The sequence below is a fragment of the Microbacterium sp. MM2322 genome (genome assembly GCF_964186585.1).
GTDB lineage: Bacteria > Actinomycetota > Actinomycetes > Actinomycetales > Microbacteriaceae > Microbacterium.
Map to the genome: position 1 here is coordinate 2202974 of NZ_OZ075067.1, position 22923 is coordinate 2225896.

The 22923-nt window shown below is 70.1% G+C and carries 22 protein-coding genes; 7 read left to right on the top strand and 15 right to left on the bottom strand.

The features are described from left to right. The first annotated feature begins 89 nt into the window (after positions 1–89). On the top strand, positions 90–1292 hold the full coding sequence (locus tag ABQ271_RS10845) for a homoserine O-acetyltransferase (protein ID WP_349308770.1): 1203 nt from the start codon (positions 90–92) through the stop codon (positions 1290–1292). Positions 1293–1297: 5 nt separating this feature from the next. Here the strand turns inward: ABQ271_RS10845 and ABQ271_RS10850 are convergent, their stop codons facing one another. From ABQ271_RS10850 to ABQ271_RS10875, 6 genes are all read right to left on the bottom strand, one after another. Beyond that, positions 1298–2749 carry an NAD(P)/FAD-dependent oxidoreductase gene (locus ABQ271_RS10850; RefSeq protein ID WP_349308771.1) on the bottom strand — a complete coding sequence of 484 codons (1452 nt, stop codon included), beginning with the start codon at positions 2747–2749 and terminating at the stop codon, positions 1298–1300. Next, complete coding sequence (locus ABQ271_RS10855; protein WP_349308772.1) at positions 2746–3228, bottom strand: SRPBCC family protein; 483 nt, start codon at positions 3226–3228, stop codon at positions 2746–2748. Before ABQ271_RS10855 ends, ABQ271_RS10850 begins: the two co-directional genes overlap by 4 nt. Before the next feature lie 63 nt (positions 3229–3291). Continuing rightward, positions 3292–4509, bottom strand: coding sequence for an MFS transporter (locus ABQ271_RS10860; protein WP_349308773.1), 1218 nt, complete (start codon positions 4507–4509; stop codon positions 3292–3294). Further along, positions 4506–4847, bottom strand: coding sequence for a thiamine-binding protein (locus ABQ271_RS10865; protein WP_349308774.1), 342 nt, complete (start codon positions 4845–4847; stop codon positions 4506–4508). Before ABQ271_RS10865 ends, ABQ271_RS10860 begins: the two co-directional genes overlap by 4 nt. A 13-nt stretch (positions 4848–4860) precedes the next feature. Next, the gene (locus tag ABQ271_RS10870; RefSeq protein WP_349308775.1) at positions 4861–6075 is read right to left on the bottom strand and encodes a glycosyltransferase 87 family protein; all 1215 of its coding nucleotides are present in this window, start codon (positions 6073–6075) and stop codon (positions 4861–4863) included. Between the two features lie 46 nt (positions 6076–6121). Next, positions 6122–6955, bottom strand: a complete 834-nt coding sequence (locus ABQ271_RS10875) for an ADP/ATP-dependent (S)-NAD(P)H-hydrate dehydratase (RefSeq protein ID WP_349308776.1) — start codon at positions 6953–6955, stop codon at positions 6122–6124. 21 nt (positions 6956–6976) lie between these two features. Here ABQ271_RS10875 and ABQ271_RS10880 point away from each other — a divergent pair, with 21 nt between their 5' ends. Continuing rightward, the gene (locus tag ABQ271_RS10880; protein ID WP_349308777.1) at positions 6977–8050 is read left to right on the top strand and encodes an NADH:flavin oxidoreductase/NADH oxidase; all 1074 of its coding nucleotides are present in this window, start codon (positions 6977–6979) and stop codon (positions 8048–8050) included. A 6-nt stretch (positions 8051–8056) separates the two neighbouring features. Here ABQ271_RS10880 and ABQ271_RS10885 read toward each other — a convergent pair whose 3' ends face one another. From ABQ271_RS10885 to ABQ271_RS10895, 3 genes are all read right to left on the bottom strand, one after another. Beyond that, entirely contained in the window at positions 8057–9109 is a 1053-nt protein-coding gene (locus ABQ271_RS10885; RefSeq protein WP_349308778.1) for a hemolysin family protein, read from the bottom strand. After that, positions 9106–10434, bottom strand: a complete 1329-nt coding sequence (locus ABQ271_RS10890; protein WP_349308779.1) for a hemolysin family protein — start codon at positions 10432–10434, stop codon at positions 9106–9108. The genes ABQ271_RS10885 and ABQ271_RS10890 overlap by 4 nt, the downstream gene beginning before the upstream one ends. A gap of 103 nt (positions 10435–10537) precedes the next feature. Then, positions 10538–11992, bottom strand: coding sequence for a GuaB1 family IMP dehydrogenase-related protein (locus tag ABQ271_RS10895; protein ID WP_349308780.1), 1455 nt, complete (start codon positions 11990–11992; stop codon positions 10538–10540). Positions 11993–12141: 149 nt separating this feature from the next. On the opposite strand from ABQ271_RS10895, the gene ABQ271_RS10900 reads away from it, so the two are divergent. Further along, a complete protein-coding gene (locus tag ABQ271_RS10900) occupies positions 12142–15840 on the top strand; it encodes a multifunctional oxoglutarate decarboxylase/oxoglutarate dehydrogenase thiamine pyrophosphate-binding subunit/dihydrolipoyllysine-residue succinyltransferase subunit (protein ID WP_349308781.1) in 3699 nt (1232 codons plus the stop codon). Positions 15841–15911: 71 nt separating this feature from the next. Here ABQ271_RS10900 and ABQ271_RS10905 read toward each other — a convergent pair whose 3' ends face one another. From ABQ271_RS10905 to ABQ271_RS10925, 5 genes are all read right to left on the bottom strand, one after another. Beyond that, positions 15912–16157, bottom strand: a complete 246-nt coding sequence (locus ABQ271_RS10905; RefSeq protein WP_349308782.1) for a zf-HC2 domain-containing protein — start codon at positions 16155–16157, stop codon at positions 15912–15914. Next, on the bottom strand, positions 16154–16807 hold the full coding sequence (locus ABQ271_RS10910) for a sigma-70 family RNA polymerase sigma factor (protein ID WP_349308783.1): 654 nt from the start codon (positions 16805–16807) through the stop codon (positions 16154–16156). Before ABQ271_RS10910 ends, ABQ271_RS10905 begins: the two co-directional genes overlap by 4 nt. Positions 16808–16898: 91 nt before the next feature. Further along, entirely contained in the window at positions 16899–17783 is an 885-nt protein-coding gene (locus ABQ271_RS10915; RefSeq protein ID WP_349308784.1) for a HAMP domain-containing sensor histidine kinase, read from the bottom strand. Next, positions 17780–18499, bottom strand: coding sequence for a response regulator transcription factor (locus ABQ271_RS10920; protein ID WP_349308785.1), 720 nt, complete (start codon positions 18497–18499; stop codon positions 17780–17782). Before ABQ271_RS10920 ends, ABQ271_RS10915 begins: the two co-directional genes overlap by 4 nt. Before the next feature lie 16 nt (positions 18500–18515). Further along, entirely contained in the window at positions 18516–19088 is a 573-nt protein-coding gene (locus tag ABQ271_RS10925; protein WP_349308786.1) for a hypothetical protein, read from the bottom strand. 117 nt (positions 19089–19205) lie between these two features. On the opposite strand from ABQ271_RS10925, the gene aroA reads away from it, so the two are divergent. The 3 genes from aroA to bcp are packed head-to-tail and all read left to right on the top strand — an operon-like array spanning position 19206 to position 22061. After that, positions 19206–20534 carry a 3-phosphoshikimate 1-carboxyvinyltransferase gene (gene aroA, locus ABQ271_RS10930; protein ID WP_349308787.1) on the top strand — a complete coding sequence of 443 codons (1329 nt, stop codon included), beginning with the start codon at positions 19206–19208 and terminating at the stop codon, positions 20532–20534. Then, entirely contained in the window at positions 20531–21574 is a 1044-nt protein-coding gene (gene rsgA, locus ABQ271_RS10935; RefSeq protein ID WP_349308788.1) for a ribosome small subunit-dependent GTPase A, read from the top strand. The genes aroA and rsgA overlap by 4 nt, the downstream gene beginning before the upstream one ends. Positions 21575–21596: 22 nt before the next feature. After that, a complete protein-coding gene (gene bcp, locus ABQ271_RS10940; RefSeq protein ID WP_349308789.1) occupies positions 21597–22061 on the top strand; it encodes a thioredoxin-dependent thiol peroxidase in 465 nt (154 codons plus the stop codon). Here bcp and ABQ271_RS10945 read toward each other — a convergent pair whose 3' ends face one another. Next, positions 22062–22463, bottom strand: coding sequence for a histidine kinase (locus tag ABQ271_RS10945; RefSeq protein WP_349308790.1), 402 nt, complete (start codon positions 22461–22463; stop codon positions 22062–22064). Positions 22464–22672: 209 nt separating this feature from the next. Here ABQ271_RS10945 and ABQ271_RS10950 point away from each other — a divergent pair, with 209 nt between their 5' ends. Next, a complete protein-coding gene (locus ABQ271_RS10950; protein ID WP_036312663.1) occupies positions 22673–22921 on the top strand; it encodes a WhiB family transcriptional regulator in 249 nt (82 codons plus the stop codon). Positions 22922–22923 lie beyond the last annotated feature (2 nt).

Sequence of the window (22923 nt, forward strand, 5' to 3'; positions counted from 1 at the left end):
ACCCCGCCCGGCACTGCCGCGGCGGGGTGTCGTGCGTCCGGCACCGTAACACTGCGCTGAGCCTCCACCGAGCCCGGGAGAATGGACGCATGGATTGGCAGACCTCGGAAGACACGGTGCCCTCGGCCCCCGTGACCGAGGCCGACGCCCGCCTGCTCCTCGGCCGCCCGCCGGCGACCGGCGCGTGGCGCGACGGCGACCCGGTCGGCGAGCGCCGGTTCGCGCAGTTCGGCGCCTTCGCCACCGAGAGCGGGGCGAGCCTTCCCGGCATCCGTCTCGCCTACGAGACGTGGGGTGAGCTGTCCCCCACCCGCGACAACGCCGTGCTGATCCTCCACGCCCTCACCGGCGACAGCCACGTGTGCGGCGAGGCGGGCCCCGGTCACGCGACCGACGGCTGGTGGGGCGACATCGTCGGCCCCGGCGCTCCGATCGACACCGACCGCTGGTTCGTCGTCGCGCCGAACATCCTGGGGGGATGCCAGGGCTCGACCGGTCCCGCAAGCATCGCTCCGGACGGCTACGAATGGGGCTCGCGCTTCCCGTTCCTGACGATCCGCGACCAGGTCGCCGCGCAGGTCATGCTGGCCGACGCGCTCGGCATCGACGTCTGGGCGGGAGTGGTCGGCGGCTCGATGGGCGGCATGCACGCCCTCGAATGGGCCGTCGGTCACCCGGAGCGGGTCGAGCGCCTCGGCGTCCTCTGCTCACCGCCGACGACGACCGCAGACCAGGTCGCGCTCAACTCGGTCCAACTGGCGGCGATCCAGATGGATCCGCGCTTCGCCAGCGGCAACTACTACGACGCGCCCGACGGTGACGGACCGCACCGCGGTCTCTCGCTCGCCCGCCGCATGGCGCTCCTCAACTACCGCACCCCGACCGAGCTGAACCAGCGCTTCCAGCGTTCCTGGCAGTCCGACAAGAGCCCGTTCGGCGAGGGCGGCCGGTACGCGGTCGAGAGCTACCTCGACTTCCACGGCAACCGCTTCACGCGTCGCTTCGACGCGAACTCCTACCTGACTCTCGTCGAGGCGATGAACTCGCACGACGTCGGCCGCGATCGCGGCGGTGTCGAGGACGCCCTCGCCCGCGTGACCGCGCGCACGCTGGTGCTCGGGGTCGACAGCGACCGCCTGTTCCCGGTGGAGGGGCAGCACCGCATCAGCCGCGGCATCCGCACCACCATCGACGACGAGACCGTCGTGCTGCGAAGCGACTTCGGACACGACGGGTTCCTCATCGAGACCGAGCCCGTCGGCCGCCACTTGCGTCGCCTGCTCGAGAGCTGAGGAGATCAGTTCGGCGCCAGATCCGGCGAGATCCGCGTGCCGAACGTGTGGCGGAGCGCAGACCTCGCCGCGTGCCAGCCGGCGAGACCGTGCACACCGGGGCCAGGGCTCGTCGACGCCGAGCACAGGTACACGCCGTCGAGCGGTGTCCGCCACGGCTCCGGCGAGACGACCGGCCGCTTGAGCAGCTGCCACAGGGCGGGGGCGCCCGCGGCGATGTCGCCGCCGGGGTAGTTGGGGTTCTCGGCTTCGACCTCGACCGCGTTGCGTGAGTTGACCGCGACGATCAGGTCCCGGAATCCGGGGGCGAACCGCTCGATCTGCCGGATGACCGCCTCGGCACGGTCGGCCGTGCTCCCCGACGGCACGTGCGTGTACGTCCAGAGGACATGAGCGCCGTCGGGTGCGCGGGACGCGTCGAACCCCGACGGCTGCGCCACGAGCACGTACGGCGCGTCGGGCAGTCCGCCTCGCGAGATCAGATTCTCGGATGCCGCCATCTCGGCGCGCGTGCCGCCGACGTGGACCGTGCCCGCCGAACGGACCTCCTCGTTCGCCCATGGCACGGGACCGGAGAGCGCGAAGTCCACCTTCGCCACCGCACCGCCGTAGCGGAAACGTTCGAGAGCCCGACGATAGCGGTCGGGCACGGCGTCGCCCGCGATGCGGAGGAAGTCTCTCGGGACGACGTCGAGCAGCACGGCTTTCGCTGCGGGCAGCTCGTCGAGCGAGGTCACCTCGTGGTCGGTGACGATCTCGCCGCCGTGCTCGCGCAGGTCGTCCGCCATCGCATCGACGATCCGTTGGCTGCCGCCGATCGGGATCGGCCATCCGCGTGCGTGCCCGTACGTCGACAGCGCGAGCCCGGCACCCGCGGCAGCGAGGCTCGGCAGCGACAAGATCGTGTGGGCGGCGACACCCGTGAGGAGGGCCGGTGCAGCATCCTCACGGAACCGGGCGTTCCACGCTCCGCTCCCCTGCTCCAGGGTCCGCAGGCCGAACCACACTGCCGCGGCGGGATCGGCGGGCATGCGGATGAGCGGATGCCCCGTGAAGTCCGCGACTCCGGAGGCGCGGTCGACGAGCGGCCGCATCAGGCGCGCGTACGCGTCGCCGTCGCGGCCGAGGGTGTCGGCCGTCCGGTCGAGATCGCGGTAGGCGACGGCAGCTCGGCCGCCGTCGAGAGGCTGCGCGAACGAGGCCTCGGGAACGGCGAACTCGACCCGTCTGCCCAGCCCGAACTCACGGAAGAAGCGGCTCTCGAACGCGAGCGGGTGAACGGCCGAGCAGACGTCGTGCAGGTAACCCGGCAGCGTCATCTCCGCTGTGCGGGCGCCGCCGCCGATCGTCGCGCCCTTCTCGTACACGCGGACGGCGAGACCCGCACGTGCGAAGGTGACGGCGGCGGCGAGCCCGTTCGGTCCCGCTCCGACGACGATCGCGTCGAGATCGCTCACTCGGAGACGCCCTCGTCGTGGGCCGACGTCTCATCGGTCGGCCGCGAGGCGCGCCCCTCGGCGAGGTAGGCGAGTCGGTGCAGGGTCTCGGCGTTCCGGAGCTGGAGCGCGACGTCGAGGAGCGCGGGGGGCACGAGACTCCCCGGGCCGGCGACGGCCTCCTCCTGGATGCGGACGACCGCGCCGTCGCGGTGGGGCCGCACCTGGATGTCCACCTGCGCCTCACCCATCGGCCAGCCCTTCGCCCGGAACAGGATGTGCCGCGGCGGCTCGAAGACGAGGACTTCGGTCTCATCGTCGATCAGGACCGGCCACACCCCGAACGAGTGGTGGAGGCGCGACCCGACCTGCGGCCACGAGTCGGCGACCTCCCGCATCCGGGACGCGCCGACGACCCACGACGGGAAGAGCCATCCGTCGGCGAGGACGGCGAAGACGTCGTCGGGGGTGCAGGCGAACACGCGCGAGTTCCGGGACATGACTCGACGCTACCGAGTCGGATGGAGCGAGACGGACGGGGTTGCGCGGGCGTCGCGGGCGTGTCAGACGCGCGCCGGCACGCGTGTCTGCGCGCGTCGCTCGATCCCGATGCTGAGGGCGGCGATCCCGAGCCCACCGAGCGCGAGAGCGAGACCGACCCAGACGGGTGCGGTGAACCCGAGCCCCGCCGCGATGACCGCACCGCCGAGAGCGGCGCCGAGGGCGTTGCCGGTGTTCAGGGCGGAGTGGTTGAGGGCTGCGGCGATCGACTGGTTGTCACCCGCGACATCCATCAACCTGGTCTGGATCGTCGGGCTCACGGCCGACGACGCGAACGCGACGGCGAACACGAAGACGATGACCGTGACGATCCACCCCGAGGTCAGCGCGAGCAGCAACTGCGTCACGACGAGCAGGATCAGCAGCCCGAACATCGCCCGGATCAGGTTGACGTCGGCGAGGTGGCCGCCGACGAGGTTGCCCGCCGTCATCCCCAGGCCGAGGATCACGAGGACGATCGGCACCAGCCATGCAGGCGCGCCCGCAGCTTCCGTGACGAGCGGCGACACGTACGTGTAGACGGCGAAGAAGCCGCCGAAACCGATCGCGCCGATGCCGAGCGCGAACCACACCTGGCCGATGCGGAACACGGCGAGCTCCGCACGGAGGGTGCGCGACGGCTCGCCCGGGCGGTGCGGCACCGTCAGCGCGATCGCGACGGTCGCGGCGGCGAAGATGACGACGACGAGCACGAACGCCCAGCGCCACCCGAGGTTCTGGCCGAGGAAGGTCCCGAGAGGCACGCCGACCACGTTCGCGACCGTGAGACCGGTGAGGACGAAGGCGACGCCCTTCGCCCGATTCCCCGGGCCCATCACGTCGGCCGCGACGAGAGCTCCGATGCCGAAGTACGCCCCGTGCGGAAGCCCGGCGAGCAGGCGCGACGCCGCGACGAGCTCGAACGTCGGAAGGACGAGGGTCAGCGCGTTGAAGAGGGTCAGTGCACCCGCGAGCAGGATCATGACGCGGTGACGCGGGTACTTCGCAACGGATGCCGCGATGGTCGGGGCGCCGATCACCACACCCAGCGCGTAGAGCGTGATCAGCCAGCCCGCCTGGGCGATGGCGTCTTCCTGAGAGGTCGCCCACGCCGACGGGAGGAGTTCGCGCGCGATCTCGGGGAGGAGACCCATGACGACGAACTCCGTCATGCCGATGCCGAAGCTGCCGATGGCGAGCGCCAGGAGAGCGCGGCGGGGACGGTCGGGAGCGGAAGTCACTCCGGAATCGTAGTCCCGCTCTTCTCCTGCGAACGAATCGATTCGAGGGCGGACTCGAGGCGGTCGATCTTGCCGTCGATCTCGCCGGTGTACCCCGGCCGGATGTCGGCCTTCATCACGAGCGAGACACGCGAGCCGAAGGGCTGCACGGCGTCGACGGCGGCCTTGACCACGGCCATCACCTCGTCCCACTCCCCCTCGATCTCGGTGAACATGCTCGTCGTCCGGTGCGGCAGGCCGGAGGAGCGGACGACGGCGACGGCGGCAGCCACCGCGTCGTGGACGGAACCGTCCGAGTTGCCGTTGCCGGACGGGGCGACGGAGAAGGCGACGAGCATGGGAACCTCCGGATCAGGGGATGGTGCGAACGAGAGCGGGAACGGGGGCGGGCAGACGCACGAGGCGGACCAGCATCCAGCCGAGGAGCACGACGAGCGCGACGTTTCGGAGGGTGAGGACGGCGACGGGAAGGACCGCGGGCGAGACGATGCCGTCGTAGAGCAGCGGGTAGATCAGCTGAGTGAGCCCGGCGGACGCGAGGACGAGGATGCCGGGACCCACCCACCGGCGACGGTCGATGACGAGGCCGAGCACCACGATGGCGAACAGCCACGCCTGGAACTGCGGCGAGCCGACCTTGTTGACGACGATCAGGACGGTGGTGAGGGCGAGGCCGAGGGTCGGGAAGAGCCGGACGAACGGCACACCGCGGTGGGCCTTCATCCCGCCGATCGTGACGACGGCCGCGACCGCCACGACGAGCAGCGGGGTCATCACGGCGCTCACGATGTCGGTGTGCGCGCCCGCGACCTGGAAGGTCAGGATCCCCTGGTCGTAGTACACCGACGCCCCGTCGACGCCGAAGAGCGCACCCCACAGGTAGACAGCGCTGACGGGGGCCTCCACCTGGAGCCCGCGACCGGTCTGGCCGGTGACGAATCCCAGCGCGTGGTCGGCTCCGCCCGCTGCCACGACGACTCCCAGGATGAGCGCGCTCGTGAGCGCAGCGGCCGCGATGACGACGCTCCGGCGACGCACCGCCACGACGGCGGCCGCCACGAGCGCCGCCGGCCAGATCTTGATCCACGTCGCCGCGGCGAGCAGCACGGATGCGAGCCACGGCCGACGCAGCAGCCACAGGCATCCGAGGATCGCCAACGGCACCGACACCCCGTCGATGCGGTACATCCCGACGGGGCCGAGGCAGACGATCGCGGCGAGCCAGAAGACCGACGCCGCGATGCGGCCGCGCGAGCGTCCCCGGCCCACGAGCACCGCGAAGGCGACCGCGTCGAGAACGGTCACGAGGATCGCCCAGCCGGTCGTGTAGTCACCCACGACAGAGCCGGGCAGGTGGGCCAGGAGCATCGGCAGGAGGGCGAGGTGCGGATACACCCAGTCCTGCGTGATGCCGACGATCCCGCCACCCGAGAACACGGCGCGCGACCACGGCTCGTACACCCGGTAGACGTCGCCCATCGGCTCGTTCGGCAGGAGGAAGCCCATCGCACCGACGAAGAGGTGAACGACCGCGAACGCGGCCCACAGCAGCACGCGGTTCGTCACGCGCACCAGCCTAGGCGCGCCGCCGCGCGGTCGACGTCGCCGGCCGTCACCCCGCGAGCACCGCCGCGACGGCGTACGGCAGGTGCTTGGCGACGTCGAGCGCCGCGATCGGCCCCCCGTCGTGTGCGGCGACGGCGAGGGCGGCCGCGTGTCCGTGCAACCACACGGCGGATGCCGCGGCACGCTGCAGTGCGCCGAGGTCATGCGGCGACGTCCCCCGTCCCACGATGCCGGCGACGACCGCCCCGACGGTGCCGGCGAGCACATCGCCGGTCCCCGCGGTCGCGAGCCACGAGGTCGGCGCCGTGATCTCGATGGCGTCCTCTCCGGGAGCGGCGACGACGGTGGTCGCCCCCTTCCGGACCACGACACCCTCCAGAGCGGCCGCGGTGCCCGAAGGGTCGTCGACGTCCGGGTCGAGCCCCAGCATCCCCCGCAGGCGGGCGTGTTCGCGACCGTGCGGAGTCGCCACGACCGGTGCCGACGCGCGAGACGCGAGGTCGAGAGCGCCCGCGTCGACCACGACCGGCACGGCGCCGGACAGGATGCCGCGAAGCGCCGCGAGTTCGAGGGCCGAGCGGTGCGCGGCATCCGTCCCCGACCCGATCACCCACGCCTGCACGCGACCGTCCGCCGTCACCGTCTCGGGACGCCGGGCGAGGACGAAGTCCGCCGCCCGCGCCGGTCCCAGGTAGCGGACCATGCCGACGCCCGTGCGCCAGGCGGCCTCGACCCCGAGGACCGCCGCGCCGGGGAACGCGGTCGAACCGGTCCGCATCCCGACGACGCCACGGGAATACTTGTCGTCGTCAGCCGTTGGCTCGGTGATGACTGCGGCCGTGTCCGCACTGTTCCACTCGCGCGCCGCCATGGCGCCCACCCTATGCGACGGAGTCCGCTCATGACCCTCCTGTTCACGCCTCTCGAACTCACCGGCGCGACCGCCCGCAACCGGCTCTGGGTGTCGCCGATGTGCCAGTACACCGCGGTCGACGGCGTGCCGAACGACTGGCACCACGTGCACCTCGCACAGTTCGCCACGGGCGGTGCCGGCATCGTCATCGCCGAAGCCTCGGCCGTGACCCCCGAGGGACGCATCACCGCGCACGACACCGGGCTCTGGAACGACGAGCAGCGGGATGCCTGGGCTCCCATCGTCGCCGCGATCCACGCGCGCGGCGCCCTCGCCGGCGTGCAGCTCGCCCACGCGGGGCGGAAGGCCTCGACCCACCGTCCCTTCGACGGCGCCCGCGGCAGCGTCGGCCCCGCCGACGGCGGCTGGACGACGGTCGCGCCCTCGGCGATCGCCTACGAGGGCTTCGCGGAACCGGTCGCGCTCGACGCCGCCGCGATCGATGCGCTCGTGACGGCGTTCGGCGATGCGGCGCACCGCGCCGACGAAGCCGGCTTCGACCTGCTCGAGGTCCACGCCGCCCACGGCTACCTCCTCCACCAGTTCCTCTCGCCGCTGTCGAACACCCGCACCGACCAGTACGGCGGTTCGCTCGAGAACCGCGCGCGCGTCCTGCTGCGCGTCGTCGACGCGGTCCGGGATGCCGCGCCCACCCGCACGATCGCCGTCCGATTCTCGGCGACCGACTGGGCTGAGGGCGGCTGGGGAGTCGAGGAGACCGCCACCGTCGCCGGCTGGGTCGGCGAGCGCGGCGCGAGCGTCATCGACGTCTCGACCGGTGGGCTGGTCGCCCACCAGCAGATCACGACCGGCCCGGGCTACCAGGTGCCGTTCGCGGCGACCGTCCGCGAACGCACGGGCCTGCTGGTCACGGCCGTCGGCGAGATCCTCGACGGCCCGCAGGCCGAGGCCGTCCTCGGCGAAGGACTCGCCGATGCCGTCATGGTCGGGCGCGGGTGGCTCCGCGACCCGCACTTCGCCCTGCGTGCCGCCGACGAGCTCGGCGACGCGGAGGCCGCGACGCTGTGGCCGCCGCAGTACCTCCGCGCCCGTCGGCGCTGAGCCTCGTCAGAGGCGTCGCGTCGCGTCGTGCACCTCGCCGACGAGCTCCTCGATGATGTCCTCGAGGAACAGCACCGCGGTCGTCTCGCCCGCCGAGTCGCGCACCTGAGCCAGGTGCCGGCTCGAGCGGCGCATGAGCGCCAGCGCATCCTCGAGGTCCGTGGTCTCGCTGAGGGGGATCATGTGATGGATGCGCTTCGGCTTGATCGGACGCTCGACCGACACCTCGGCATCCGGTCCCTCCGTCGCGCGGAGCACGTCCTTCAGGTGGACGTAGCCGAGCGGCATGCCCTCGTCGTCCACGATCACGTAGCGCGAGAAGCCGTGGCGGGCGACGGCCCGTTCGATCTCGTCGGGCGTCGTGTTCTCGGGGAGGGTGACGAGCTCCGACAGCGGCACCGCGACATCCTTCGCCTTCTTGTCGGTGAACTCGACCGCCGCGGCGACCGCTCCCGACGCGTCGTCGAGCACGCCCTCGATGCGCGACTGGTTCACGATCGTGGCGACCTCGTCGAGGGTGAAGGTCGAGGCGGCCTCGTCCTTCGGCTCGACGCGGAAGAGCCGCACGACGTGGTTCGCGATCCAGTTGAGGACCACGATCACCGGGTGGAAGACGCGCGAGACGAAGACGAGCGGCGGCGCGAGCAGCAGCACCGCGCGGTCCGGCAGCGAGAACGCGAGGTTCTTCGGCACCATCTCGCCGAAGACGACGTGCAGGTACGACACGAGCAGCAGCGCGACGACGAAGGCCACGACGTCGACGACCGCGTACGGGATGCCGACGGCTTCCAACGGCACCGCCAGCAGATGGTGGATGGCGGGTTCGGACACGTTCAGGATCAGGAGCGAGCAGATCGTGATGCCGAGCTGACAGGTCGCCAGCATGAGGGTGGCGTGTTCCATCGCCCACAGCGCGGTCTTCGCGGAGCGCGACCCCTTCTCGGCGAGGGGTTCGATCTGCGAGCGTCGCGCCGAGATGACGGCGAACTCGGCGCCGACGAAGAAGGCGTTCGCCACGAGCAGGACGACGAGCCACGCGATTCCGGCCCAGTCGCTCATCGGCGCTCACCCCCTCTGGTCTCCGCGCCGACAGGCACGGGGGCGGGCACGAACTTGACGCGGTCGACGCGGCGACCGTCCATCCGCTGCACGGTGATGGTGCCGTCCTCGATGGTGATCTCGTCGCCGACCGCGGGGATGCGCTCGAGCGTGGCCATGATGAAGCCGCCCACGGTGTCGTAGACGTCGCCTTCGGGGACGCGGATGCCGGTGCGATCGAGCACCTCGTCGGGACGCAGATCGCCCGGGAAGATGATCGAGCCCTTCGCACGCACGACTCCGGCACGGTTGCGGTCGTGCTCGTCGAGCACTTCGCCGACGATCTCCTCGACGAGGTCCTCGAGCGTCACGACACCGGCCGTCCCGCCGTACTCGTCGACGACGATCGCCATCTGATAGCCGCGGGAGCGGAGCTCCGACATGAGGCCGTCGAGGTGGACGGCTTCCGGTACCCGCAGCGGCTCTTCGGCGATCGCCGCAGCGGGCACGTCGCCCCGCCGCTCGCGCGGCACGGAGACGGCCTGCTTGAGATGGACGATGCCGGTGATGTCGTCCATCGACTCGCCGAACACGGGGAACCGGCTGTGGCCGGTGCGACGGGCGAGCTGCACGACATCTTCGACGCTGTCGTCGGCGGCGACCGCGTGGATGCTCGGACGCGGCGTCATGACGTCGGCCGTCGTGAGGCGCGAGAAGGTGAGCGTCCGATCGAGCAGCGACGCGGTGTCCTTCTCGAGGACGCCGGCGCTGGCCGAGCGACGCACGAGGCTCGACAGCTCCTCCGCCGTGCGCGCACCGGACAGCTCCTCTTTGGGCTCGACGCCCATCGATCGGAGGACCCCGTTGGCGCTGCCGTTGAGGAGCTGGATCGCCGGCCGGAAGACGGTGGTGAACACCGTCTGGAATCCCATGACGAGCTTGGCGGTCTGACGCGGGATCGCGAGAGCGAAGTTCTTCGGGACGAGCTCACCGATGATCATCGAGAAGATCGTGGCGGTGGCCATCGCGACGACGGTCGAGATGGGGCGGGATGCCGCTTCCGGCACACCCCATGCCTCGAACACGGGATTCAGCAGGTTCGACAGTGCCGGTTCCATCGTGTAACCGGTGAGGAGGGTCGTCAGCGTGATGCCGAGCTGCGCGCTCGACAGATGCGTCGACGTGATCCGGAGCGCGTTGATCGTCAGCGACAGCCGGGTCTCACCCGCAGTGCGGCGCGCTTCGAGGTCCGCACGATCGAGGTTGACGAGGGCGAACTCGCTGGCGACGAACAGACCGGTCCCCACGGTCAGGAGCAGCCCCACGCCCAACATGACGTAGTCCATCACACGTCACCCCCGATCAGCGGGGAAAAGGGTCGGTGGGGCGAAGGTCTACTGGGAGGGTCGTCCATTGTGCGCTCGATTCTACGGCACCGCGGCCGGCGGATCACCAGCTGACCGGCAACGCCTTCCCCTCTTCGTAGCCCGCCGCCGACTGGAAGCCGACAGTGGCGCGCTCGTGGAAGTCGGGCACGGTCGCCGCCCCCGCGTAGGTGAAGGAGGAGCGGACGCCGGAGGTGATCATGTCGAGGAGATCCTCCACGCTCGGCCGCAGCGGGTCGAGGTAGATCCGCGACGACGAGATGCCCTCGGCGAACAGCTCCTTCCGCGCCCGCTCGAACGGGTCGAGGCGGCCGAACCGTCCCTGCACGGCCTTCGTCGACGCCATGCCCCACGATTCCTTGAAGACGCGACCCTCCGCATCGACGCGGAGGTCGCCGGGCGCTTCGATCGTGCCGGCGAACCACGACCCGATCATGACGGATGCCGCGCCCGCCGCCAGGGCGAGCGCGACGTCGCGGGGGTAGCGCACGCCACCGTCCGCCCAGACGTGCGCTCCGGCGGCAGCGGCGGCTTCGGCGGTCTCGAGGACGGCGGAGAACTGCGGCCGACCGACGGCCGTCATCATGCGCGTCGTGCACATGGCCCCCGGTCCGACGCCGACCTTCAGGATCGTCGCACCGGCGGCGACGAGGTCGTCGACGCCCTCAGCGGTGACCACGTTGCCGGCGACGATGGGGAGCCCCAGCTTCTCGGCCGCAACAGCGCGGAGGGCGCGGATCATGCTCTCCTGGTGTCCGTGGGCGGTGTCCACGACGAGCGCGTCGACACCGGCGGCGGCGAGCGCGCGCGCCTTCGCCGCGACGTCGCCGTTGATGCCGACCGCTGCCGCGACGATGAGTCGACCGTCGGCGTCGACGGCGGGACGATACAGCGACGAGCGCAGGGCGGTCCGCTGGGAGAGCGTGCCGACGAGGTAGCCGTGCTGAAGAACGGTGACGATGTCGGCATCCGCTGCGATCAGCAGGTCGAACGCGGCGCGAGCCGAATCGACGTCGTCCGCATCGATGGATGCCGCGCGGCCCCGGACGAGGTCGCCGAGACGGGCATCGGGAAGCGCCGTCCCGAGTCGTTCGCCGGGAACGACGCCGAGGATGTCGTCCACATGGATCCGACCCGACCCGGGTGCGACGACGATGCCATGACCCGCGGACGGCGGCAGCATCGCCGCCGCGTCGGAGACGAGGGTGTCGGGCGAGAGGACGTGCGGCGTGTCCCACCGCACCGGCTGGTCCTTGACCCATCGGATGCCGGCATCCACGTCCTGCAGCGCCATGTCCTGCGGCAGGACGGCGAGTCCGCCGCGACGGGCGAGCGTCGCCGCCAGGCGGGGGCCCGTGACCGAGTTCATGTTCGACGCGACGATCGGAATCGTCGCGGTCGTGCCGTCCCCGGGAGAGAGATCCACGTCCAGCCGACTCGCGACGTCCGAACGCCGAGGGACGAGGAACACATCGGAGTACGTCAGATCGCCTGCGGGCCGCTCACCGGAGAAGTGCATACCCCCACGCTAAGCGACGGCGAACGCCCCGTGTCCGGGCCGCGGACGCGGGTCGGACAGGTAACAACCTGGGATACCCTTGACCTCTGTGCGCGGAGCCGCGCGAGCCCCGCACATTCTGAACGTCGACGACGAAAGCAGGCGGAACCGTGTCCAGTCAGGCGACCGGCGTGGGAACTACGAGCGACGGGGAATTCGGAGCCAACGAATGGCTCGTCGCAGAGCTGTACGAGCAGTACAGCCGCGACAAGAACTCGGTGGACAAGGAGTGGTGGCCGATCCTCGAGGCCTACACCCCCGACGCCCCCTCGGGCGGCACTCCCGCCGAGGCGGCAGCACCGGCGGCATCCGCCCCTGCAGCCACGACCCCGGCGCCCGCTGCCGATGCGCGCCCCGCCGCGCCCACCGGAGCGCAGCCCGTCGCACGGACGACTGCTCGCCCCGCTGCTCCGCAGCCGATCCCGGCCGAGGCTCCGAAGGCCGCACCCGCCGGTGAGAAGGCGACTCTCGAGGACACCGTGACCCCGCTCCGCGGGCTTCCCAAGACCCTCGCCGCGAACATGGACGAGTCGCTCACGGTCCCGACCGCGACGAGCGTCCGCACCATCCCCGCGAAGCTGATGATCGACAACCGCATCGTCATCAACAACCACATGTCCCGCACGCGCGGCGGCAAGGTGAGCTTCACCCACATCATCGGCTGGGCGCTGATCCAGGCCCTCAAGGCCTTCCCGACGCAGAACGTCTACTACACCGAGGTCGACGGCAAGGCGTCCGTGGTCTCCCCGGCGCACATCAACCTCGGGATCGCGATCGACCTGCCCAAGCCCGACGGCACTCGGGCGCTCATGGTCCCGAGCATCAAGCAGGCCGAGACGCTCACGTTCGGTGAGTACCTGCTGGCCTACGAGGACCTTGTTCAGCGTGCGCGCAAGAACAAGCTGACCGCCGCGGACTTCCAGGGCACGACCGTCTCCCTCACGAATCCCGGCGGCATCGGCACGGTGCACTCCGTCCCGCGTCTCATGAAGGGCCAGGGCTGCATCATCGGCGCCGGCGCCCTCGACTACCCCGCCGAGTTCCAAGGCGCGAGCGAGAAGACGCTGGGCGAGCTGGGCATCGGCAAGACGATCACGCTGACCAGCACGTATGACCACCGCGTCATCCAGGGTGCCGGCTCGGGCGAGTTCCTGAAGATCGTGCACCAGTTGCTGATCGGCCAGGACGGCTTCTACGACGACATCTTCGCGGCCCTCCGCATCCCGTACTCGCCCATCCGCTGGTCGAGCGACATCAAGGTCGACATCGCCGAACGCGTCGACAAGACGGCGCGCGTGCAGGAGCTCATCAACTCGTACCGCGTCCGCGGTCACATGATGGCCGACATCGATCCCCTCGAGTACGTGCAGCGCACGCACCCCGACCTCGAGATCGAGAACCACGGCCTCACCTTCTGGGACCTCGACCGCGAGTTCGTCACGAACGGCTTCGGCGGCAAGCGCACGATGAAGCTCCGCGACATCCTGGGCATCCTCCGCGACTCGTACTGCCGCACCGTCGGCGTCGAGTACATGCACATCCAGGACCCGTCGCAGCGCAAGTGGTTCCAGGACAACCTCGAAATCAAGTACCAGAAGCCGGGTCATGACGAGCAGCTCCGCGTCCTCGGCAAGCTGAACGAGGCCGAGGCGTTCGAGACCTTCCTGCAGACGAAGTTCGTCGGGCAGAAGCGCTTCAGCCTCGAGGGCGGCGAGTCCCTCGTCCCGCTCCTCGACCAGATCCTGCAGGGCGCCGCGACGGAGGGCCTCGACGGGGCCGCGATCGCCATGGCGCACCGCGGGCGCCTCAACGTCCTCACCAACGTCGCCGGCAAGACCTACAGCCAGCTCTTCCGCGAGTTCGAAGGGTCGGTGGCGGTCGGCTCCAAGAGCGGCTCGGGCGACGTCAAGTACCACCTCGGCACGCAGGGCACCTTCGTCGCCGACGGCGGCGAAGAGCTCCCCGTCTACCTGGCGGCGAACCCGTCGCACCTCGAGACCGTCGACGGCGTCCTCGAGGGGATCGTCCGCGCCAAGCAGGATCGCCTCCCCATCGGGTCGTTCTCCTGGCTGCCGATCCTCGTCCACGGCGACGCGGCCTTCGCGGGCCAGGGCGTCGTGATGGAGACCCTGCAGATGTCCCGCCTGCGCGGCTACCGCACCGGCGGCACCGTGCACGTGGTCGTCAACAACCAGGTGGGCTTCACGACCCTCCCTCTTGATGCCCGCACGTCGATCTACGCGACCGACGTCGCCAAGACGATCCAGGCGCCGATCTTCCACGTGAACGGCGACGACCCCGAAGCCGTCGTCCACGTCGCGGAACTCGCCTTCCGGTACCGCCAGAAGTTCAACCGCGACGTCGTCATCGATCTCGTCTGCTACCGCCGTCGTGGCCACAACGAGGGCGACGACCCCTCGATGACGCAGCCGCTCATGACGAACCTCATCGAGGCGAAGCGTTCGGTCCGCAAGCTCTACACCGAGGCGCTCGTCGGTCGCGGCGACATCACCGAGGAGGAGTACGACAAGGCGAAGCAGGACTTCCAGAACCGCCTCGAGATCGCCTTCGCCGAGATCCACGCCGCCCAGACCGGCACGTCTCCCGTCGTCTCCTCGGACGGCCCCGCGGAACCCGCGGTCGGCGAGCCCGACTCCACGGGCGTCGACCGTGACGTCATCGAGCGCATCGGCGACGCCTTCGTGAACAAGCCCGAGGGCTTCACGGTGCACACGAAGCTGCAGCAGCTGCTCGACAAGCGCTACGACATGAGCCGCAACGGCAAGATCGACTGGGGCTTCGGCGAGCTGCTGGCCTTCGGCTCACTCCTCGCCGAGGGATCGAACGTCCGGCTGGCGGGACAGGACGTCCGCCGCGGCACGTTCGTGACGCGCCACTCCGTCATGCACGACCGAGCGAACGGCCAGGAGTGGCTGCCGCTGGCGAATCTGAGTGACAATCAGGGCCGGTTCTACGTGTACGACTCGCTCCTGAGCGAGTACGCCGCGATGGCCTTCGAGTACGGCTACTCCGTCGAGCGCGCCGACACGCTGACGCTCTGGGAGGCGCAGTTCGGCGATTTCGCCAACGGCGCGCAGTCCGTCATCGACGAGTTCATCTCCTCCGCCGAGCAGAAGTGGGGCCAGCAGTCCGGCGTCGTGCTCCTGCTCCCCCACGGCTACGAGGGGCAGGGACCTGACCACTCGTCTGCCCGCATCGAGCGCTACCTGCAGATGTGCGCACAGGACAACATGACGGTCGCGCGTCCCTCGACGCCCGCGTCGTACTTCCACCTCCTGCGTCGCCAGGCGTATGCGCGCCCGCGCCGTCCGCTCATCGTCTTCACCCCGAAGGCGATGCTGCGACTGCGGAACGCGACCAGCCCCGTCGAGGACTTCCTCGAGAGCCGCTTCGAGCCCGTGATCGACGACGACCGTTCGCTCGACCGCGGCGCGGTCACGCGCGTACTGCTTCACGCCGGCAAGATCCACTGGGATCTCGTCGCGGAGCTCGAGAAGAACCCGAACGAGAAGGTCGCCCTGGTCCGCCTGGAGCAGTACTACCCGGCCCCGATCGACCAGCTGAACGCGATCCTCGACAGCTACCCGAACGCGGAGCTGTATTGGGTTCAGGAAGAGCCTGCGAACCAGGGCGCCTGGCCGTTCATCTCCCTCGAGGTCGCGAAAGACCTCAAGGGTCGGGCGATCGAGCGGATCTCCCGGGCGTCGGCCGCATCCACCGCCACCGGCTCGCCGAAGGTCCACGCCCGCCAGCACGCCGAGATCATGGAGCAGGCGCTCAGCGTCTGATCGACCCCCACACGCAGAAGAGGCCCCGCTCCGGCGGGGCCTCTTCTGCGTGGAACGCTCGCCAGCAGCGGTCAGTGGTGGGTGGCCTGCTCCGCCCGGAGGCGCGCGAGCACCTGGTCGCGCAGATCCTCGGGAGCCGCTTCCTTGCAGGCACGGGCGACCACTGCTGTGAGCGTCGTGGCGACGAGGGCTTCGTCCCGGCACTCGGAGCAGTTCTCCAAATGCTCGGTGATGTCCGCATGACGGGTGTTGCAGACCTCGTTGCGCAGGTACTCTTCGAGGTCCTTTTGGGCCTTGTCACAACCGCAGTCGGTCATTTCGCACTCCTTGTGGCGGGCACATCGATGCCGCGCTCTTTCGCATAGTCGGACAGCAGGTCGCGGAGCTGTCGTCTGCCTCGATGCAGACGGCTCATGACCGTGCCGATGGGGGTTTTCATAATGTCCGCGATCTCCTGATACGCGAACCCTTCGACGTCCGCGAGGTACACGGCCAGTCGGAAGTCTTCGGGAAGGGACTGCAGCGCATCCTTGACGACGGATGCCGGCATGTGGTCGATCGCTTCCGCCTCGGCCGACCGCGCCGATGACGCGGTGGTCGATTCCGCGCCGCCGAGCTGCCAGTCCTCGAGGTCGTCGATGGTTCCCTGGTACGGCTCACGCTGCTTCTTGCGGTACGTGTTGATGTAGGTGTTCGTCAGGATGCGGTAGAGCCACGCCTTGAGATTGGTGCCCTGCGTGAAGGACGCCCAGGCGGCGAACGCCTTGACGAATGTCTCCTGCACCAGGTCCGACGCATCGGCGGGGTTGCGGGTCATCCGCATCGCCGCCGCGTAAAGCTGGTCCATGAAGGGGAGCGCCTGCTCCTCGAACTGGGTACGCGGGTCTTCGACCGCTTGATCGCTCATCGCCCGCAAGTCTACGTCTGCCCATTCGGCGAGCTCGGGGGCATCCAAAGTTGCGATCATCGCGCTCCTCTCCCCTGGCCTGCACGCTGTCGACATGAGGTCCAACGAGGCCGGGGCTGGGGCTATTCCCAGCTTTCTCCCGCAGGTCGCCTCACGCGCTGCCGACCGGGAGGTCGATGCTGACTCTCGTCCCCCGCCCCTCGTGCGAATCGACCGACACCGTGCCCCCGTGACGTTCGACGATCGTGCGGACGAGGGCGAGCCCCAGGCCGCTGCCGGGCCGGTCGCGCGCATTGGCACCGCGGGCGAGTTCGTCGAGCACGGAAGCCACGTCGGCCGCCGGGATGCCGCGACCCGTGTCGGCCACCTCGATCACGACGCGTCCTGCGCGCTCGATGCCGCGGACCTCGATGGCGTCGCCCGGCTCGGAGTACTTCACCGCGTTGGAGACGACGTTGTGGACCGCGGTGAAGAGGAGATCCGGATCCCCCGTCACCGCGGGCAGCGGCCAGGGCGCGGAAGGGACGGTGACGCGTATGTCGCGCCCCTGCGCCTCGCCGATCGTCGCGGCCACGTCGGCGATGACGTCGCTCGGATCTACGGCGACGCGCTCCATGGGCGCGGTCTGCAGTTCGCCGAGCTTGCGAAGATCGCCGACGAGGCGCGCCATGCGGGTCGTCTGCGCGTCGATGGCCGCCAGCTGGGGCGTCGCCGCGTCGCTGACGGCGACGGCGGCGCGGATCGCCGTGATGGGGTTCTTCAGCTCGTGGTCGAGCCGGTCGAGGAACCGACGGTGCTCGGCGGCGGCCGCGCGCGTCGCCTGCTCACGCGCGCGCGTTGCGGACCGTTGAAGGTGGGCCCGCCACGCGAGGATCACTGCCGTGGTGGTGGCGGTGAGCACGGCGCCGACGAGGATGACGGTCCCGAGCGGTGTCGACACCACGACCGTCCGACGATCCAGCGCGAACGCGACGATCGCCATGATCAGCAGCACCGCCGTCGGCAGCGCGGCCGCGACGACTCGACGCCGACTCACGCTCGACGCACCGATCGGGTGAAGCGGTAACCGACCCCGGGGACGGTCTCGATGTAGGTGGGTGAGGATGCGTCATCCCCCAGCGCGGAGCGCAGTTCCGCGACACGATTGTCGACCGCGCGCGTGTGGGCGGCGAAGTCGAATCCCCACACGACGCTGAGAAGGCGCTCCCGTGCGTGCGCCTCGCCGGGCCGCGTCATGAGGAACTCGAGCAGCTGGAACGCCTTCGGCGTGAGCGAGATCTCCGCGCCCTCCCGCCAGACGCGGCGAGCGGGTCGGTCGAGCCGCAACCCGTCCGCTTCGACGATCTCCGACGACACGAGTCCGCCGGCGCCTGCCGCCACGCGCCGCAGGACTGCTCTCGTCCGAGAGACGAGTTCCTGCGGATCGAACGGCTTGTTCAAGTAGTCGTCGGCACCCTCGTCGAGTGCCGCCGACCGCTCCCCCGACTCACCGACATGAGTGAGCAGGATGACGGGTGTCGCATCACCGGCGCGGCGCAGGCGCCGGAGCAACTCGCGCCCGTCGACCACCGGCATGACGACGTCGCTCACGACGATGTCGGGATGCCGGGACTCGATGACCCGCAACGCCTCCGCTCCATCGGCGGCGACGTCGACGACGAAGCCGCTGCGGCTCAGGAACGGAGCGAGGCTCTCGGTGATCGACTGCTCGTCGTCGACGAGGAGCAGTCGGGGTGCCGCATCGGAGGACATATCCGGATCGTAGCGATCAGGAGAGAGGCGTCGTCACGTTCGCGGTACCGGCATAGTCGATCGTCGGCGTGCCACTCTCCCAGCCCACGAGGTTGATGTCGGCGTTCTTGTCGAACACGATCTTCTCCGCCGACGCCACGACGACGTTCTCCGCATCGCCGTTGATCGTGAGCAGGCCGACGTCAGGGAGCAGAACGACGCCCGCACTCGCGAGGATCGTCACCTCCGTGCAGTCGCCCGTGAACTCGACGATCATTCCGTCGAGGTCGCGCCCCACGGTGGCGGACCCATCGGTGCAGGTGAGGTTCTGGGTCACCAGTTCTCGCAGGCGCGCGCGGTCGAGCTTCGCCCGCACCTCGGGGTCGACCACCGCGCTCGACTCGGTCACCGGGGCGGGCGATACGTCCGGGCCGGTCGATGCACCGGGCGCCGCGCTCGACGCCGACGGCACGGGAGACGACGGCACGGGAGACGATGCGCGGGCGGCGGGATCGGTGACGGCCACCGTGCACCCCGCGAGAAGAAGCGGAGCGACGAGGGCGGCTCCGAGGAGCGCCGACCGGATGCTGGTGCGAGTGATCTGTTCCATGGCATTCACGCTAGAGGGCCGATGTCGCGGTGCTGTCGCGAGGATGTCGCAGATCAGCGACACCGCCGAAGAAAGCCCGCCGTCGGCGACGTCGCCCCGTTCAGTAGGCTGGAGACGATGAGCGACGCCCCCCTTCCCCCGCCCCCGGCCGCGCCGACGGTCCCTGGATCGTGGCCGGCTCCCACACCGGACGAGCCGGTCCACGCCCGCGTGTCCGTGCCGGGATCGAAGTCGCTCACGAATCGCGAGCTCGTCCTCGCGGCGATCGCCGACGGCCCGAGCCTGTTGACCGGCGCGCTCCACTCCGACGATTCCGCCCGCATGATCGACGCGCTGCGTGCGCTCGGCGTGTCGATCCGCCCGGTGCGCGGCGATTCGCCGTTCGGCCCGGACCTCGAAGTCACCCCGCCGTCGTCCTTCACCGGGGGCACCACCATCGACTGCGGGCAGGCCGGAACCGTGATGCGGTTCGTATCGCCGATCGCCGGTCTCGCCGTGGGAGATGTGCATGTGACGGCGCATCCCACCGCGATGCACCGTCCGATGGGCGCGATGATCCAGGCTCTTCGCGAGGTCGGTGCCGACATCGACGACTCGGGCAGCTGGGCGCTGCCGTTCGACGTACGCGGCCACGGCCACCTGCGGGGCGGCGAAGTCACGATCGACGCGAGTCAGTCCAGTCAATTCGTGTCGGGTCTGCTCCTTGCCGCAGCACGCTTCGACGTGGGCCTCCGACTGATCCACGAGGGCGAGCGCCTCCCGAGCCTGCCGCACATCGAGATGACGATCGAGGCCCTCGCCCGTCGGGGTGTCCACGTCGAGCACCCGAACCCGAACGAATGGGTCGTCCCTGCGGGTGCCGTGCGCGGGAAGGATGTGGCGATCGAGCCCGACCTGTCCAACGCCGCCCCCTTCCTCGCCGCGGCGGTCCTGACCGGCGGATCGGTGACCGTCCCCGGATGGCCCGTCCACTCGACCCAGCCCGGAGCGCTGCTCGCCGACATCCTGCCGGTCATGGGCGCTCACGCCTCGCGTCGGGCCGGCGCCCTCACGGTCACGGCCGGAGACCGGATCGCGGGCGTCGACCTCGACCTCTCCGCGGCGAGCGAGCTCACGCCGACGCTCTTCGCCCTCGCGGCGTTCGCCGATGCCCCGACGACGTTCCACGGCATCGGTCACATCCGCGGTCACGAGACCGATCGGATCGCCGCGCTCGTCGACAACCTCCGCGCGCTCGGCGGCGAGGCCGAAGAGCGGGAGGACGGCATCCACATCGTTCCGCGGCCACTGCACGGGGGCGTATGGCGTGCGCACCACGACCACCGCATCGCCACCGCGGGGGCCGTCATCGGCCTGCGCGTGCCGGGCGTCGTCGTCGACGACATCGGAACGACCGCCAAGACGATGCCGGAGTTTCCGCAACTGTGGGCGGACATGCTCGCGTGAGCTGGCTCGGCGACGATGATGACGATGACGACCTCGAGTTCGACGAGGCCGACATCCGGGTGCGCCCCAACCCGAAGGCGAACCGTCCCCGGACCAAACGTCGCCCCGCGCACGCCGACGCGAAGATCGCACGCGTGCTCGGAGTCGACCGAGGGCGCTACACCGTCCTCATCGACGAGGACGGCCCCGACGAACGACAGATCCTGGCCTCCCGCGCCCGTGAACTCCGCAAGCAATCGATCGTCAACGGAGATCGCGTCCGCGTGGTGGGTGACAGGACCGGCGACGACGGCACCCTCGCGAGGATCGTCGGCATCGAGGAGCGCAGTTCGCTGCTTCGCCGCAGCGCCGACGACACCGACCACATCGAGCGGATCATCGTCGCCAACGCCGACCAGCTCCTCATCGTCGTCGCGGCCGCCGATCCCGAGCCGCGCCCGCGCCTGGTGGACCGCTACCTGATCGCGGCATTGGATGCCGGCATGCACCCGATGCTCGTCGTCACCAAGACGGATCTCGCCGATCCGACCGCTTTCCTCGCCCACTTCGAGGGGCTCGACGACCTCGAAGTGTTCACGAGCGGCCTCGAGACGATGCCGCTCGATCTCATCGGGAACCGTCTCGCGGGACACTCCACGGTCTTCGTCGGGCACTCCGGCGTCGGCAAGTCGACCCTCGTGAACGCGCTCGTCCCCGACGCCGCCCGCGCCATCGGTCACGTGAACGTCGTGACCGGCCGCGGCCGCCATACGTCGAGTTCAGCCGTCTCCCTGCGCTACGCGGGCGACAGCGGGCGGGGGTGGGTCATCGACACCCCGGGCGTCCGTTCGTTCGGTCTCGGACACGTCGATCCCTCGAACATCCTCCGCGCGTACACAGACCTGGCGGCTGTCGCCGAAGAATGCCCACGCGGGTGCACCCACCTCCCGGATGCTCCCGACTGCGCCATCCCTGAGGCCGTCGCCGAGGGCCGGCTCGGCGAGCGTGGCGCGGCGCGGCTGGACTCGCTGCAGCGACTCCTGGCCACCTTCGCGCCCTGAGCGGGGCGCTTAAGATGGTCGGATGCCGCGACTGAACACCGGAGCCCCCGCACCCGAATTCACCCTCGTCGACCAGGACGGCCGGAGCGTCTCGCTCACCGACTTCCGCGGCCGTCGACTCATCGCCTTCTTCTACCCGGCCGCGATGACCCCGGGCTGCACGACGGAGGCCTGCGACTTCCGAGACAGCGTCGCCCCGCTGCAGGCCGCCGGGTACACCGTCGTCGGAATCTCGCGGGACGAGCCCGCGAAGCTTCGCGAGTTCCGCGAGCGCGATGCACTCCCCTACGACCTGCTGAGCGACCCCGATCACTCCGCACACGAGGCCTACGGCGCGTGGGGCGAAAAGATGAACTACGGCAAGGTCGTCGAGGGCGTCATCCGATCGACGTTCGTGATCGACGAGGACGGTGCGATCGCGCACGCCCTCTACAACGTCAAGGCCACGGGGCACGTCGCCCGCATCCGCACGCTCCTCGGAGTCTGATCAGACCTCGTCGTCGGCGGCATCCCGAGCACGCTGACCGGCGGCGCGCGCCGCAGCGATGAGGAGGATGAGACCGACGATCCCGGGCACCGCGATCGTCGCGGCGAGGCGGGTATCCGCGCCTTGGCCCGTCAGGGTTCCGAGCGCGATCGACAGCACGAGCACCTGCACGACGACGCCGCCGGAGCGCCCCCACGAGCCGCCTCGCCAGACAGCAACCGCGAACCCCACGAGGGCAGCGGCGCCGAGAACGGTCAAGACCAGTAGCGCGAGCGAACTTCCGAGGCTGTCGCTGTCGTCTCCGACGAGTGCCACGATCTCCCAGACGGCGAGGCCGAGGACGCCGGTTGCTTCGAGCCCGAGCCAGGCCGCCGCGATCCGCTCGATACGAGTGGTTCGCACGATGACTGCTCCTTCTGGCCGCCCGGGCACGGCGACGCGCCGAAATACTCCGTTAACCCTTGATTCACATGCCCGAGCATGGGAATATTGACGGGCAAGTGTGCTCCCACAGCGGCGTGGGGCGAGCGTCTGCTCGCACACCACCCAGGTTAGTCGACGTCGCCCGGCGTCGCATAACGACTTCCGATCCCCCCTTTAGGAGCACCGCTATGGATTGGCGCGACAAATCCGCCTGCCTGACCGTCGACCCCGAACTGTTCTTCCCCGTGGGGAACACCGGGCCCGCCGTCGACCAGATCGAAAAGGCGAAGTCCGTCTGCGCCCGGTGCACCGTCACGGAGCTCTGCCTGCAGTACGCCCTCGAGACCGGACAGGACTCGGGCGTCTGGGGAGGCCTCTCCGAAGATGAGCGTCGCGCTCTCAAGCGCCGCGCCGCCCGCGCCCGCCGCGCGTCCTGACG

Coding starts and splice junctions, on each gene's coding strand:
- ABQ271_RS10845 (WP_349308770.1), top strand. CDS start 90: ATGGATTGGCAGACCTCGGAAGACACGGTGCCCTCGGCCCCCGTGACC.
- ABQ271_RS10855 (WP_349308772.1), bottom strand. CDS start 3,228: ATGTCCCGGAACTCGCGCGTGTTCGCCTGCACCCCCGACGACGTCTTC.
- ABQ271_RS10865 (WP_349308774.1), bottom strand. CDS start 4,847: ATGCTCGTCGCCTTCTCCGTCGCCCCGTCCGGCAACGGCAACTCGGAC.
- ABQ271_RS10880 (WP_349308777.1), top strand. CDS start 6,977: ATGACCCTCCTGTTCACGCCTCTCGAACTCACCGGCGCGACCGCCCGC.
- ABQ271_RS10885 (WP_349308778.1), bottom strand. CDS start 9,109: ATGAGCGACTGGGCCGGAATCGCGTGGCTCGTCGTCCTGCTCGTGGCG.
- ABQ271_RS10890 (WP_349308779.1), bottom strand. CDS start 10,434: ATGGACTACGTCATGTTGGGCGTGGGGCTGCTCCTGACCGTGGGGACC.
- ABQ271_RS10895 (WP_349308780.1), bottom strand. CDS start 11,992: ATGCACTTCTCCGGTGAGCGGCCCGCAGGCGATCTGACGTACTCCGAT.
- ABQ271_RS10905 (WP_349308782.1), bottom strand. CDS start 16,157: ATGACCGACTGCGGTTGTGACAAGGCCCAAAAGGACCTCGAAGAGTAC.
- ABQ271_RS10910 (WP_349308783.1), bottom strand. CDS start 16,807: ATGATCGCAACTTTGGATGCCCCCGAGCTCGCCGAATGGGCAGACGTA.
- ABQ271_RS10920 (WP_349308785.1), bottom strand. CDS start 18,499: ATGTCCTCCGATGCGGCACCCCGACTGCTCCTCGTCGACGACGAGCAG.
- ABQ271_RS10925 (WP_349308786.1), bottom strand. CDS start 19,088: ATGGAACAGATCACTCGCACCAGCATCCGGTCGGCGCTCCTCGGAGCC.
- aroA (WP_349308787.1), top strand. CDS start 19,206: ATGAGCGACGCCCCCCTTCCCCCGCCCCCGGCCGCGCCGACGGTCCCT.
- bcp (WP_349308789.1), top strand. CDS start 21,597: ATGCCGCGACTGAACACCGGAGCCCCCGCACCCGAATTCACCCTCGTC.
- ABQ271_RS10950 (WP_036312663.1), top strand. CDS start 22,673: ATGGATTGGCGCGACAAATCCGCCTGCCTGACCGTCGACCCCGAACTG.